Source organism: Bacillus sp. 2CMS4F, from assembly GCF_023161785.1.
Taxonomy (GTDB): domain Bacteria; phylum Bacillota; class Bacilli; order Bacillales; family Bacillaceae; genus Bacillus; species Bacillus halotolerans.
Map to the genome: position 1 here is coordinate 1 of NZ_JALNTO010000008.1, position 13,446 is coordinate 13,446.

The 13,446-nt window shown below is 45.3% G+C and carries 14 protein-coding genes and 1 pseudogene; 9 read left to right on the plus strand and 6 right to left on the minus strand.

Features of this window, described 5'->3' with window-relative positions:
* Positions 1 to 97 precede the first annotated feature (97 nt).
* Positions 98 to 367 carry an excalibur calcium-binding domain-containing protein gene (locus tag MTN95_RS12525; protein WP_248338370.1) on the minus strand — a complete coding sequence of 90 codons (270 nt, stop codon included), beginning with the start codon at positions 365 to 367 and terminating at the stop codon, positions 98 to 100.
* Positions 368 to 578: 211 nt separating this feature from the next.
* Between MTN95_RS12525 and MTN95_RS12530 the strand changes: the two genes are divergently transcribed.
* Positions 579 to 1,478 (plus strand): SDR family oxidoreductase, encoded by a 900-nt coding sequence (locus tag MTN95_RS12530; RefSeq protein WP_248338372.1) that lies wholly within the window; start codon positions 579 to 581, stop codon positions 1,476 to 1,478.
* A gap of 45 nt (positions 1,479 to 1,523) precedes the next feature.
* Here MTN95_RS12530 and comK read toward each other — a convergent pair whose 3' ends face one another.
* On the minus strand, positions 1,524 to 2,102 hold the full coding sequence (gene comK / locus MTN95_RS12535; protein ID WP_024120818.1) for a competence transcription factor ComK: 579 nt from the start codon (positions 2,100 to 2,102) through the stop codon (positions 1,524 to 1,526).
* A gap of 292 nt (positions 2,103 to 2,394) precedes the next feature.
* On the opposite strand from comK, the gene MTN95_RS12540 reads away from it, so the two are divergent.
* Entirely contained in the window at positions 2,395 to 2,628 is a 234-nt protein-coding gene (locus MTN95_RS12540) for an IDEAL domain-containing protein (protein ID WP_248338374.1), read from the plus strand.
* 28 nt (positions 2,629 to 2,656) lie between these two features.
* Here the strand turns inward: MTN95_RS12540 and MTN95_RS12545 are convergent, their stop codons facing one another.
* Positions 2,657 to 3,514 (minus strand): SDR family oxidoreductase, encoded by an 858-nt coding sequence (locus tag MTN95_RS12545; protein WP_248338376.1) that lies wholly within the window; start codon positions 3,512 to 3,514, stop codon positions 2,657 to 2,659.
* A gap of 111 nt (positions 3,515 to 3,625) precedes the next feature.
* Between MTN95_RS12545 and MTN95_RS12550 the strand changes: the two genes are divergently transcribed.
* The 7 genes and pseudogenes from MTN95_RS12550 to MTN95_RS12575 all read left to right on the plus strand — a co-directional run bounded on the left by MTN95_RS12550 (position 3,626) and on the right by MTN95_RS12575 (position 10,478).
* A complete protein-coding gene (locus MTN95_RS12550; RefSeq protein WP_248338378.1) occupies positions 3,626 to 5,155 on the plus strand; it encodes an FAD-dependent oxidoreductase in 1,530 nt (509 codons plus the stop codon).
* Between the two features lie 257 nt (positions 5,156 to 5,412).
* A pseudogene (locus tag MTN95_RS21680) lies at positions 5,413 to 5,790 on the plus strand (protoglobin domain-containing protein); the annotation flags it as partial.
* A gap of 9 nt (positions 5,791 to 5,799) precedes the next feature.
* Entirely contained in the window at positions 5,800 to 6,594 is a 795-nt protein-coding gene (locus MTN95_RS21685) for a methyl-accepting chemotaxis protein (protein WP_373271219.1), read from the plus strand.
* Positions 6,595 to 6,731: 137 nt separating this feature from the next.
* Positions 6,732 to 7,289: a biotin transporter BioY gene (locus MTN95_RS12560; protein ID WP_105955337.1), complete on the plus strand. Its 558-nt coding sequence runs from the start codon at positions 6,732 to 6,734 to the stop codon at positions 7,287 to 7,289.
* A gap of 6 nt (positions 7,290 to 7,295) precedes the next feature.
* Positions 7,296 to 8,735, plus strand: a complete 1,440-nt coding sequence (locus MTN95_RS12565; RefSeq protein WP_248338380.1) for an acyl-CoA synthetase — start codon at positions 7,296 to 7,298, stop codon at positions 8,733 to 8,735.
* Positions 8,732 to 9,826, plus strand: a complete 1,095-nt coding sequence (locus tag MTN95_RS12570; RefSeq protein ID WP_105955336.1) for an acetyl-CoA C-acyltransferase — start codon at positions 8,732 to 8,734, stop codon at positions 9,824 to 9,826. Before MTN95_RS12565 ends, MTN95_RS12570 begins: the two co-directional genes overlap by 4 nt.
* A gap of 70 nt (positions 9,827 to 9,896) precedes the next feature.
* On the plus strand, positions 9,897 to 10,478 hold the full coding sequence (locus MTN95_RS12575; RefSeq protein ID WP_105955335.1) for a histidine phosphatase family protein: 582 nt from the start codon (positions 9,897 to 9,899) through the stop codon (positions 10,476 to 10,478).
* A gap of 28 nt (positions 10,479 to 10,506) precedes the next feature.
* Here the strand turns inward: MTN95_RS12575 and MTN95_RS12580 are convergent, their stop codons facing one another.
* The 3 genes from MTN95_RS12580 to MTN95_RS12590 all read right to left on the minus strand — a co-directional run bounded on the left by MTN95_RS12580 (position 10,507) and on the right by MTN95_RS12590 (position 13,220).
* On the minus strand, positions 10,507 to 11,478 hold the full coding sequence (locus MTN95_RS12580; protein ID WP_248338382.1) for an ABC transporter substrate-binding protein: 972 nt from the start codon (positions 11,476 to 11,478) through the stop codon (positions 10,507 to 10,509).
* A gap of 228 nt (positions 11,479 to 11,706) precedes the next feature.
* On the minus strand, positions 11,707 to 12,699 hold the full coding sequence (locus tag MTN95_RS12585; protein ID WP_095713693.1) for an NADPH:quinone oxidoreductase family protein: 993 nt from the start codon (positions 12,697 to 12,699) through the stop codon (positions 11,707 to 11,709).
* A 71-nt stretch (positions 12,700 to 12,770) separates the two neighbouring features.
* Positions 12,771 to 13,220, minus strand: coding sequence for a GNAT family N-acetyltransferase (locus tag MTN95_RS12590; protein WP_248338384.1), 450 nt, complete (start codon positions 13,218 to 13,220; stop codon positions 12,771 to 12,773).
* Positions 13,221 to 13,446: the final 226 nt, after the last annotated feature.

Sequence of the window (13,446 nt, forward strand, 5' to 3'; positions counted from 1 at the left end):
CAATCACCGATAAGCTATCGGCAATTGGCTGTATAAAAGGTGTTTTGATCCCTGTCTCAAAAACAGGGGTCAGTCCCACAACAGATTGCTTTTTTGTTTAGCGTTCGCAGGCGATAAAATCTTTATCACGGTCTCTCTTTTTATTGGCATCATAAAGCGCCTTAGATACGTAAGGCTTGTACTTCGTTTTTCCGCCTTTATTTTTCACCTTGGACGTACGGGCTACCCCGCCTTTGTACACTTTGTTTAATTCCTTGCAGTTCTTATACGTCTTTACCTTCGTTTTGGCTTCCGCCACATGGTCAGCTCCGTATGAAAAACCGAAAACGAGACCGAGTGACAGCAAAAGCGCCGCGGATTTTTTCATGACAATATACTCCCCTATACCCAATATTTAGTTGTTTTATAGCGATTTTATCATAATTCAATTCGTCATATTTTACAAGATAAATATGGAAGGAGGGACAGTTTTTTTGCTTTCTTTGTCTTGCAGAGATGCAAACTGCCAAAACATGTTTTTCTCACTTTGCTCAAGGGTACACATACGAATGTACACCACACAAAAAGGAGCGTTGATGATGTCTGATACAAAACGAAACAATCCTTTAACAGCATTTTTTCACGATGAATTTCCTGAACAATACCAAGAACCGCCCGGCTTGCAGCAAAAAATGAAGCCGGTTCCGGACTGCGGAGAAAAAAGCTATAAAGGAGCTGGCAAACTAAATGGCCGAAAAGCTCTTGTCACCGGCGGTGATTCCGGTATTGGCCGCGCTGCCGCCATCGCTTATGCGCGGGAAGGCGCCGATGTGGCAATCAACTATTTGCCCGCGGAACAGCCTGATGCAGAAGAAGTAAAAGAACTGATTGAAGCAGAAGGACACAAGGCAGTCCTGATTCCAGGTGATCTGAGTGACGAATCGTTTTGTCACGATTTAGTCAAACAAGCGCATAACGAACTCGGCGGGCTGGACGTGTTAGCGCTCGTTGCCGGTAAACAGCAAGCAGTGCAAAACATTGAAGACCTTCCTACTGAACAAATCTATAAGACGTTTGAAGTGAACGTCTTCTCGCTATATTGGGTTGTTAAAGCGGCGCTTCCGTATTTGCCGGAGGGCGCGTCTATTATTACCACAACTTCAGTTGAAGGCTACAACCCAAGCCCGATGCTGTTAGATTACGCGGCGACGAAAAACGCGATAATCGGCTTTACCGTTGCGCTCGGAAAACAGCTGGCGCCCAAAGGCATCAGAGTGAACTCTGTTGCGCCAGGACCAATCTGGACTCCGCTGCAAATTTCCGGCGGACAGCCAACTGAAAACATTCCGAAATTCGGCAAAGGAACGCCGCCGTCACCATTAAACCGCGCGGGACAGCCGGCGGAACTGGCAGATGTTTATGTATTCTTAGCTTCAGAGAATTCAAGCTATGTGACATCTCAAATATACGGCATCACCGGCGGAATTCCGACGGCCTAGCGTTTTAGAAGGAGCTGCCCTGTTTGGTCAGCTCCTTTCTATTTTCTAATACCGCTCCCCGAGCTCACGCAAAATAAAATCATAAATCATCTTCGTCCGCTCTTCCTTCGGGTACAGCATAAATTCCTGCCGTTTCGGGACACGGTGTTCGATTCTGTCCTGAAATTTGGTTCTGAGCCAGGCTGTCCGGTATACCTGATTCTCGAACGAATTGCAGGAGACCGGCAGTTCCATCGTTTTTCCGTTTGAAAACGTCACTTCCGTATCGTCGAATTCAGTCGGTTTGAATTCTTTTACATGCACATGGGAAATCCAGCCGCATTGGGGTCTAGTCGAAGAAAGTGTAGGGAATAAAAAGATTTGGTTCGAAGGGTCCACCATGATTGGCGGTTTGTGAGAAATTTTTGTCACTTCATAAGTTCCCGCTTTTCTTCCCGCGTAGCTTGATCCGAAAAATCGGCAGCTTCGGTCGACAATTTGCAGCGGCTTCATGCTGACGTAAAACATACAGTCTTTTTCAATGATTTTTGAACAGATTTTGCCGTCGATTTCTTCTGGCAAAACGGCAATTGTTGCGCTGTTTACTTCATACGATTCTAATGGTGCGTCAGTTTTCTGACTCATGTTATGGCCTCCATCCTTTTTCTGCAAAATTTATACTAATAATCTATCATCTGTGTTTATAAAACGACAGGATTTTTTAACAAATGAACTAAAATCATCTTTTTTTTATATTTTTTAGTTCTATTTTACTAGTAATAACCCGATTTTACTTTACTGCATGATTTCAGATCACAGCATTTCGCAGGATATGTCGGTAGATTGCCAAGTATTAGTTGTCTAAAGATTATAAAAATTTATTGATTTTTTCGACCGTTATCCATATACTATAAAAAAGGCATTGGGGGGATTCTTTATGAAAGAGAAAAAGTCGTACACTGAGCTCATGAAGTCCCGCAACACGCAAAAAACAAAAGAATTTGATGTAACAATGATGGATATTTACATTCAAATGGTGCTCGATGAATCCTTGTTTAAGCGTCGGTTGACCATGCTGACTGACGAAATCAACAAAGCCTTGGACGAAAAAGATAAAGATGCGTTTCTTACGCTCTCTAAAGAATATGCAGCGCTCAAACAGAGCGAATAAGCCAATCCTTAAGGATTGGCTTTTTTAATTACCCATTTACAATCGTTCCCCCGTTGACATGAATGGTCTGACCGGTGACGTAAGTAGAATCATCGCTGGCAAGATATAAATAGCTCGGTGCCACTTCCACCGGTTGGCCCGGCCGTTCCATCGGCACATCCGAACCAAACACTTCCACATCTTTTGCAGCAAAGCTGGCCGGAATGAGCGGTGTCCAGATTGGCCCCGGCGCAACCGCATTGACACGAATGCCTTGCTGGACAAGCGATTGGGAAAGAGATCTCGTAAAAGAGACAATGGCTCCTTTCGTCGCTGAGTAATCGATCAGTGTTTTATTGCCTTTGTACGCGGTGATCGATGCTGTATTGATAATACTGCTTCCTTTTTTCAAATGAGGCAGCACAGCCTTCGTTAAATAAAACATAGAGAAAATGTTCGTCTGGAAGGTTCTGATCAGCTGGTGGCTAGTGATTTTTTTAATGCTCGGCTGCACATGCTGCTCAGCGGCATTATTAACCAAAATATCTATGGTTGGAAAAGCCTGGCTGGCCTGTCTTACCACTTCATTACAAAAAGCTTCATCTCCGACATCTCCTGCAATCAGCAGGCACTTCACCCCTTCTTTCTCCACATACTCCTTTGTTTCTTCGGCGTCCTGATGTTCATTAAAATACACAATGACCACATTCGCCCCTTCTTTTGCGAATAACACCGATACAGCGCGTCCGATCCCGCTGTCTCCGCCTGTAATAATGGCCGTTTTGCCCGCTAGTTTTTTTGCCTTCATCGGCTTATCAAATACCGGACGGGGATCCATCAGATATTCGAATCCCGGCTGCTGGTCCTGATGCTGCGGCGGCAATGTTTTCTTTTTCTCATTCGCCAATGCAATCACTCCTTTTCAACCCTATTATGGTATGAACAAAGCCTGCTTCCTATGTATGAAAAGATAGAAAATGGAAAAATTAAGAATAAATGATATTGGAGGTACAATGGTTTGGCTAATCAACCTTTTTCAAAAGAAGCTCCCGAAACATATTGGAGAACATCGGCGGACTTGCCTTCTTTTCCGGCGCTGCAAGAAGATACGGAATGTGATGTCACCATTATTGGAGGAGGCATTACAGGAATCACGACGGCCTATGAGCTGTCCAAAAGAGGCTTCCGTGTCGTTCTGATTGAAGCGAATCAGGTTCTCAATGGCACAACGGCCCACACAACGGCAAAAATTACAGCGCAGCACGACATGATTTATGATGAATTTATCCGCAATTTCGGATTGAACCACGCAAGGCTTTATTATGAAGCGAACCAGAATGCAATTGATTATATAAAAGGAATTGTTGATGAACTTCAGATCGATTGCGAATGGACCGAACAAGACGCTTACCTTTACACAACAAGTGAAGATGCTGTACAAAAAATCCGCACTGAGCATGAGGCATACACAAAACTCGGGATTGAAAGGGATCTCATAAAAGATCTTCCGCTTCCCGTCGGCTCTAAGCTAGCGCTCGTGATGAAGAATCAGGCCCAATTTCACCCGCTTCACTTTTTAACCGCGCTCCTTGATCAGATCGTGCAAAAAGGCGGACGGATTTATGAAGAGACTGTTGCGCTTGATATTAAAAAAGGAGAAATGCCTGAAGTTGTTACAAAAAGCCGGCACGCCATTAAAAGCCGATTTATCGTATGCTGCTCCCATTTCCCTTTTTATGACGGGGGCGGATTATATGCAACAAGAATGTATTCTGACAGATCCTATGTCCTCGCCGTCAAGCCGAAGATCAACTATCCTGAAGGCATGTATTTAAGTATAGACCAGCCGTCAGTTGCGCTTCGCTACACCATTGTGAACGGAGAAAAGCTGATTCTCTTCAGCGGAGTAAGCCATAAAACAGGCCAAGGCAAAGACATGTCGACCCATTACGAAACGCTGAGACAATTGGCAGAAAGCACAATTGGAATCGAAAGCATTCCCTATTACTGGTCCACACAAGATCTCGTGACAATCGATAAAATCCCATTCATCGGGCCTATGTCTGAAAACGAAGACAATATTCTCGTTGCGACCGGCTTCAAAAAATGGGGCATGACATCATCAGCTGTCGCAGCTCAGCTTTTGTCAGACCTTGTGGAAAAAAAAGACAATCCATATGAGAGCATTTTTACACCGTCTCGTTTCCATCTGAATCCCGGCTTGCAAAAGGTGATTTCTTACAATGCAGATGTGGCTAAGCATTTCATTAAAGGGAAGCTTGAAAAACCGGACGTCGAGTTTGAAGAGATCGCGCCAGGTGAAGGAAAAGCCGTCACCATTAACGGCAGACGCGCGGGGGCATTCAGAGATGAAACGGGCTGCCTGCATCTCGTTGATACAACCTGCACCCATTTAGGCTGTGAAGTGGAATGGAACGATGGAGAGCACACATGGGATTGTCCGTGCCATGGATCACGCTTTAAACCAACTGGCGAGGTAGTCGAAGGACCGGCCATCAAATCACTAAAACAAATTGACCTTGATTAAACCGTTCATACAACTGAACGGTTTTTTTATAAATAATTTCTATCTGCCGTCTTCATTCGTGCTTCCCTTGACCGATAAAAAAGAAAAAGGCTTAAAAAGCCAAAAGATAAAATTATATTTTCCCAAGGGGGATCACTGTATTGTTATTTAAAAAAGATAGAAAAAAAGAAACGGCTTATTTTTCAGATTCAAACGACCAGCAAAAAAAACGCATTCAGCTCACAAACAAGTTCTCAGATGTGAAAAAACAGCTCAAAATGGTCAGACTGGGAGATCCAGAGCTGCACGTGCTGCAGGAGCTACAGCCCTTAATCCAAGAAAACATTGTTTACATCGTTGACGCTTTCTATAAAAATCTTGATCATGAAAGCTCATTAATGGATATCATTAACGACCACAGCTCAGTTGACCGCTTAAAACAAACGTTAAAACGGCATATTCAAGAAATGTTTGCCGGTGTCATTGATGATGAATTTATTGAAAAACGAAATAAAATTGCTTCTATCCATTTACGAATCGGCCTTCTGCCAAAATGGTACATGGGGGCGTTTCAGGAATTGCTTCTATCAATGATTGACATTTATGAAAAATCAATTACAGATCACCAGGAACTGCTGAAAGCAATCAAAGCAACAACTAAAATCTTGAACTTAGAACAGCAGCTTGTCCTTGAAGCGTTTCAGAATGAGTACAACCAAACCCGAGATGAACAAGAAGAAAGGAAAAATCTTCTGCATCAGAGAATCCAAGAAACCTCCGGGTCGATCGCAAATCTGTTTTCAGAAACGAGCCGATCCGTTCAAGAGCTTGTTGACAAATCTGAAGGCATTTCCGAAGCATCCAAAGCCGGCACAGTGACATCCAGCACCGTTGAAGAAAAGTCGATCGGCGGGAAAAAAGAGCTTGAAATCCAGCAAAAACAGATGAACCAGATCGATACAAGCCTCGTCCAAATCGAAAAAGAAATGGTCAAGCTGGATGAAATCGCACAGCAAATTGAAAAAATCTTCGGCATCGTCACAGGCATCGCCGAACAAACGAATCTTCTGTCGCTAAACGCATCTATTGAATCAGCCCGTGCAGGCGAACACGGCAAAGGCTTTGCCGTTGTGGCAAATGAGGTGCGAAAGCTGTCTGAAGATACGAAAAAAACCGTTTCTACAGTGTCCGAGCTTGTGAACAACACCAATACACAAATCAACATCGTGTCGAAGCATATTAAAGACGTGAACGGGCTTGTCAGCGAAAGCAAAGAAAAAATGACACAAATTAACCGTTTATTCGATGAAATCGTTCACAGCATGAAAGTCAGCAAAGAACAATCAGGGAAAATTGACGTCGATCTGCAGGCCTTTCTCGGAGGGCTCCAGGAGGTCAGCCGCGCCGTTTCTCATGTGGCTGCTTCTGTTGATTCGCTTGTCATTCTTACAGAAGAATAATCATCAAAAACCGGCCGACCGCAGCAGGGCCGGTTTTTTTGCGCCCATTTGTAAACACTAATTAAAATTAAGTTGACATAAAAGCTGTCTGCATTTATTGTATAACCATATTTTATTCGTTAGTTGGAGGATTTCATATGAAATTACTAGACATGATGCACATTGCAATCTTTACTGCACTGATGGCAGTGCTTGGTTTTATCCCCCCTCTTTTCTTATCCTTTACACCTGTTCCCATTACACTGCAGACGCTCGGTGTCATGCTGGCTGGCAGCATTCTCAGACCCAAAGCCGCTTTTTTAAGCCAGCTTGTCTTTTTGCTGCTCGTCGCCTTTGGAGCGCCGCTATTGCCCGGCGGCCGCGGCGGGTTTGGCGTTTTTTTCGGACCGAGTGCGGGTTTTCTGATTGCTTATCCGTTCGCCTCGTGGCTGATCAGCCTAGCCGTTCACAGACTGCGTAAGGTGACAGTGTTTCGTCTCTTTTTCATTCATATTGTGTTCGGCATCATCTTTATTTACCTGCTTGGCATTCCTGTACAGGCTTTTATCATGCATATTGATCTGTTACAGGCCGGTTTTATAAGTCTTTCATTTGTGCCCGGCGATTTATTAAAAGCGGCAGCATCTGCGCTGCTTGCTATTAAGATCACCCAAGCCTTGTCTCTTTCTGATACGATGTATACAAGAGGAGGCTGACATTCTGTGACCATTACACATACATATCTATCCTTTGCCGATAAAAATCCAAGCCGGATTGCGATCCAGACTGAATCTGAACATATTACATATCGGGATTGGAACCGGCTCGTCACCCAAACTGCCAATTGGCTGCGGGCGCAGCCAAACGTTCCAAAACGTGTAGCCATCCTGCTCCCAAACAGCCTTGCCTTTTTACAGCTGTTTGCCGGAGCTGCCGCGGCCGGATGTACGGCGGTTCCCATTGATACACGCTGGAGTGCGGCTGAATGCGGTGAGCGGCTGGCATTAAGCGGTGCTGATTTTGTGGTGGCTTCATCTCTTTTTAAAAACAAACTGACAGATTGTCTGACACCCGTAGTTTGGCTGGAAGACTGTATGGCGCATATCTCAGAGGCATCCGCTGCCCCGGCCCCAGCCGTTGATCCGGAGCTTCCCTTTTATATGGGTTTTACGTCAGGCTCAACAGGCAAGCCGAAAGCATTTACGCGCTCTCATCGCTCTTGGGTTGAAAGCTTTCATTGTACAAAAACTGATTTTTTGGTCTCTTCAAATGACAAAGTTCTGATTCCGGGAACATTACTGTCCTCTCACTTTTTATACGGTGCTGTCAGCACTCTGTATCTCGGTGGAACCGTTTGTTTGCTTAAAAAATTCATTCCCGCTCAAACGAAGGAGTGGCTAACACAGAAATCCATCAGCGTACTCTATACCGTACCGACAATGACAGATGCCCTCGCCAACATTCACGCTTTCCCTGACAGCTCCGTTAAAATCATTTCTTCGGGAGCGGACTGGCCGGCAGCATCCAAGGAGAAGCTTGCATCCAAATGGCCTCATTTGAAGCTGTATGATTTTTACGGCACATCTGAGCTTAGCTTTGTTGCGTATCTCTCACCAGAAGACAGCAAACGAAAACCTCATTCAGCGGGCCGCCCTTTTCATAATGTCCGCATAGAGATCCGCAGCGCCGCCGGGGACCTCTGTCAGCCGGGGGAAATCGGGAAAATATTCGTCAAAAGCCCGATGAAGTTCTCAGGCTATGTAAACAGCCGCACACCAGATCAATCGGAATGGATGACAGTAGATGACATGGGCTATGTTGATGAAGAGGGATTTCTGTACATAGCAGGACGGGAAAACGGGATGATCGTATATGGCGGATTAAATATTTTCCCTGAAGAAGTTGAGCGCGTGCTTCTCTCCTGTCCAGAGGTTGAAAAAGCAGCTGTGGCAGGCATTCCGGACGAGTATTGGGGAGAAACCCCCGCGGCCGTCATTTGCGGGAATACAGACGCCAAAAAGCTGAAAGCCTGGTGCAAGCAAAAACTGGCATCCTACAAAATCCCGAAAAAATGGGTATTTACAGACAATATGCCGGAAACAAGCAGCGGCAAAATTGCCCGTTCCAGCGTAAAAAAATGGCTGCGGGGTATGGTGGATTGAACGCGGTTATTGCAGATGCAAAACGAACGATTTTCGGAAAAGAAAACGGACTGCTGAAGCAGTTTCTGCCGGAGGATTTGGCCGCTCCTCTCATCAGCTGTCTCGGCCGAAAGTTAGAGAATCAAATTGACGAGGTAATTTTGGGAAACGCCACTGGCAGAGGCGGCAACCTCGCCCGGCTATCAGCACTTGAAGCTGGACTTCCTTTATCTGTTCCCGGCATGACGATTGACAGACAATGCGGCTCCGGGCTTGAAGCAGTGCGTTCCGCATGCAATCTTATCAAAGCGGGTGCCGGAAACATTTATATCGCAGGCGGCGCAGAAAGCAGCAGCCGATCGCCTTTTTCAAAAAGAGCCCGCTTTTCGCCGGACACTGTTGGTGATCCCGATATGGGCATGGCGGCCGAATATACAGCAGCACGCTATGCCATCCCAAGAAACATGCAGGACGAATACGCACTTCTCAGCTTTCAACGCAGCTGGAGTGCTCATACCGAAGGATTGTACCGTGAAGAGATTGTTCCTCTCGGGGAGTTGGAGACAGACGAAGCTTTTCTGAAAAGACGGCCGATGGAAGCGATCATTTCTCGTGCAAAGCCGGTGTTTGACACCAGCTCCGGAACGGTTACAGCCGCCAATAGCAGCGGCATTTCAGATGGAGCGGCTGCACTCCTTGTCATGGAAGAGAAAAAAGCTGCATCCCTCGGCTATAAATCTGTGCTGCGCTTTATCGGAAGCGCCGTTAGCGGCATTCATCCCAACTATCCGTCCGCCGCGCCGGTTGAAGCGATCAAAAAGCTTTTAGCTGCAAACGCGTTGACAACTGACGATATCGGTTTATTCGAAATCAACGAAGCCTTTGCCGTTAAAATATGTGTCTGCTCACAAGAACTTGGCATTCCCTATACGAAGATCAATGTGCGGGGCGGCGCATTAGCTCACGGCCATCCTTACGGCGCTTCCGGGGCGGCACTGGTCACCAGATTGTTTTATGAAGCGCAGAGACGGACAGGCTGTCAATATGCTGTTGCCGCCATCGGAAGCGGCGGCGGAATCGGCTTGGCTTTATTATTTGAGGTGTTGGCATAGGCTTTTTCATAGGATGCATGCCTCTGATTTAGTATAATAGCGATAAGATCAAAGTCAGGAAGGGGATTTTATGACAGCCGTTTGCTTAGTAAGACACGGAGAAACCGATTGGAACCTGCAGCAAAAATGCCAAGGGAAAACAGATATCCCGCTGAACGCGACAGGCGAACGCCAAGCAAAAGAAACCGGAGAATACTTAAAAGATTTCTCTTGGGATATCATTGTCACCAGCCCGCTGAAAAGAGCCAGAAGAACCGCGGACATTATTAATGAATACCTCAATCTTCCTATCGTCGAGATGGATGACTTTAAGGAGCGTGATTACGGGGACGCGGAGGGCATGCCGCTTGAAGAACGGACAAAGCGCTATCCGGACAAGAACTATCCAAACATGGAAACGCTAAAAGAGCTCACGGACAGGCTGATGGGCGGATTGGTGAAAGTAAACCGCGCATATCCAAATCAAAAGGTACTCATTGTCGCGCACGGCGCAGCGATTCACGCACTGCTGACAGAGATTTCCGGCGGTGATGCCGAGCTTCAAAATACGCGCCTTGTCAATGCCTGCCTCAGTAACATTCAATTTGCAGAAGATAAATGGAAAATTAAAGACTATAACATCAATAGCCACTTATCCGGTTTTATTCAATAACAAAAGACAGGCGTTTGCCTGTCTTTTGTTATTTATTTTCTGCTGTCATATCATTTTGAAGCTCATCTAATATCGCATTCGCTCCGTCCACACTGCGGCGCAGAGACCATACCTGACGGTCAACATGGTACACATGTCCGTTTTTCACTGCATTCAGCTTCTTCCACAGAACATTTTTTTCGATGGGGCGTTTGCCGTCCGCGTCAATGTCGTCTGTTTTTCCTGTCATCAGTATGATTACATCCGGGTCTGTTTTCAGCAGCTGCTCAAGTGTCATTTTCATGTTCACAGAGTCGCCGCCATTACCGGTTTTTTTGTTATCGGACGTGCTGATCGCATATTGATAGCCGACTTGTGTTAAAAGTCGCGATGTGAAGAAATTTTCATCTCTGGCCATAATCGTATCATTTGTATTTCCAATCAAAAGCACAGATTGACTGTTCGCACTGATCTTTCTCTTTGTTTCATTCACTTTTTCTTCATGCGCTGTCAGCTTTTTCTCCATTTCCTTCTCTTTGCCGACTGCTTTGGCAATGGTAAGAGAAGCGTCAATTGTATCCTGATAATCAGCATTTAAATTATGAAGCGCGATCGTCGGCGCGATTTTTTTCAGCTGATCATATATCTTCTTATGACGGGTCGTGTCTGCAATAATCAAATCCGGTTTTAGCGAAGCGATTTTTTCCATGCTTGGCTGCGACCGTGTACCGACAGATGTGTAGCCGTCAATTTTTTTCAATACATCCTTGTTGATCAGCTGCTTTGCTTTATTGTCATCCGCCACTCCAACAGGCGTAATGCCGAGATCAAGCAAAGTGTCGATAAAGCCAAGCTCAAGCACAACGACCCGCTTCGGATGCTCAGGCACGTTCGTTTTCCCTAAATCATGTGTTACCGCTGCTTTATTTTCTTCACTGTTTTGATGGCCGGCTGAAGAAGAACAAGCCGCAGTCAAAACAGAAAGAAGTAAAACTGTAAGAATAATCAGTGTTTTTTTCATAACATTCCAGTCTCTCCTGTATGTAGTTTCTCAATTAAGATGTCCAAAAGATAGTATAACACGGAATGATAATCATTATCACTATTATTATTATTGAAAATCAGTATAGAAAGTTTCACATCGAAGTATCGTTTCTCTGTTGCTATGAGATGCACTTGCATATTCTAGAATCAAACAAAAAAGCTTGCAGAAAAAGCATCGTGTTTTCTGCAAGCTGAAACTTCAATTTTACAGTTTTACAAGGACTCTTCCTTGAATGTGATTTTGCAAAATATCTTTTAGCGCATCAGGTGCTTCTGTTAATGAGACTTCCTTGTCTATGATTGTCAGGAGCTGTTCAGGCTTAAGATCGGATGCCATGCGCTCCCAAACCGCCGCTCTAAGATCCATTGGACAATAGACTGAGTCTATCCCCAGCAGGCTGACTCCGCGAAGAATAAACGGATACACCGTTGCAGGAACCTCTCCCCCGCCCGTTAAACCGCTCACCGCGACAGATCCGCCGTATTGGATTTTGCTTAAAAGCGAGGCAAGCTGCTTCCCGCCGACAGGATCAACGGCTCCTTGCCATTGCTGCTTGGACAGCGCCTTACGTTTACCGTCATAGACATCTTCCCTGCTGATTACTTCATTAGCACCGAGCTGCTTCAAATAGTCAGCCGCCTCCCGGTTTCCTGTGCTTGCGACCACGTTGTAGCCGCGTTTGCTGAGCATCGTTATTGCAATTCCGCCGACACCGCCGGTTGCTCCGGTGACAAGCACGCTCCCTTTTTCAGGAGAGAGTCCGTTCTGTTCAAGACGATGCACAGATAACGCCGCTGTAAACCCCGCCGTTCCGTACGCCATCGCTTCTTGCAGCGAAAGGTTCTTTGGCAAAGGCACCAGCCAGTCGCCAGGCACTGAAACATATTCGCTTAATCCGCCATGACGTGAGACACCAAGCTCATAGCTTGTCGCAATGACTTCATCCCCTTCGGCAAAACGCGGATCATTTGAAGAGACAACCGTACCTGCAGCATCAATGCCTAAAATAAGCGGATATTCTCTTACAATATTGCCGCCCGCTTTTCCGGCCAAGCCGTCTTTGTAGTTGATGCCTGAATATGCTGTTTTAATCAGCACGCCGTCTTTCGGCAAATCCTCTGTTGATATGGTTTTGATATTGACTGAAACATCATCTGCATTTTTTTCTGCCAGCAATGCTTGAAATAACGTTGACATTCGGCACACTCCTTTTCATCTTTATCGTAACCGAACATCGGCCAAAAAACCAAATCATGAGGCCTCTATTTTCACTTCTCCGGCACATTAAGGCTGTAATGCACAAATGCGGTTTCCTCTTCATAGCCGTTTTGCTCATATAAACTTCTTGCCGTCCGGTTGTGAGGTTCCGTCTGCAGCTTTAAACATTTCGCTTCGTTTTCCGCGGCATAATCCTTTGCAGCGGAAAGCAGCCGCCGGCCAACTCCCTTTTTTCGTACAGAAGAAGCGACGAATACATCATTTAATATGTAGATTCTTTTCATAGCCACGGAAGAAAAGGCTGGATAAAGCTGTGTAAAACCAATGAATTCCCCATTTTCTTCTGCGATAAAAATAACAGACTCTTCATTTTCCAGGCGAGCTTTCAAAAAAGCCTCCGCTCCTTCCAGATCCGACGCCTGCTTATAAAATTCCCGATACTGATTAAACAGCGGTGCTATAGATGCCGCATCTGCTGGTAAAGCTTGACGAATGTTCATCTCGTTTCCTTCTCTCTATATGCTGTTAACAATTACATTTTATATTTAATAGAATTTTCTGTAAACCATATTGATCAGAATACTTTTTTCAGCATGCATGGAAAAAATATCACGATAATATCCATTGATCTCATAGAAAAACATGCAGGTCAATGGAACTGATTTATTCGACAGGTTTTTTTCTGGTCGCGGGAGGATTTAACCTGAAAAAACATGAAATTTCAAC

Coding starts and splice junctions, on each gene's coding strand:
- MTN95_RS12525 (WP_248338370.1), bottom strand. CDS start 367: ATGAAAAAATCCGCGGCGCTTTTGCTGTCACTCGGTCTCGTTTTCGGT.
- MTN95_RS12530 (WP_248338372.1), top strand. CDS start 579: ATGTCTGATACAAAACGAAACAATCCTTTAACAGCATTTTTTCACGAT.
- comK (WP_024120818.1), bottom strand. CDS start 2,102: ATGAGTCAGAAAACTGACGCACCATTAGAATCGTATGAAGTAAACAGC.
- MTN95_RS12540 (WP_248338374.1), top strand. CDS start 2,395: ATGAAAGAGAAAAAGTCGTACACTGAGCTCATGAAGTCCCGCAACACG.
- MTN95_RS12560 (WP_105955337.1), top strand. CDS start 6,732: ATGAAATTACTAGACATGATGCACATTGCAATCTTTACTGCACTGATG.
- MTN95_RS12575 (WP_105955335.1), top strand. CDS start 9,897: ATGACAGCCGTTTGCTTAGTAAGACACGGAGAAACCGATTGGAACCTG.
- MTN95_RS12580 (WP_248338382.1), bottom strand. CDS start 11,478: ATGAAAAAAACACTGATTATTCTTACAGTTTTACTTCTTTCTGTTTTG.
- MTN95_RS12585 (WP_095713693.1), bottom strand. CDS start 12,699: ATGTCAACGTTATTTCAAGCATTGCTGGCAGAAAAAAATGCAGATGAT.
- MTN95_RS12590 (WP_248338384.1), bottom strand. CDS start 13,220: ATGAACATTCGTCAAGCTTTACCAGCAGATGCGGCATCTATAGCACCG.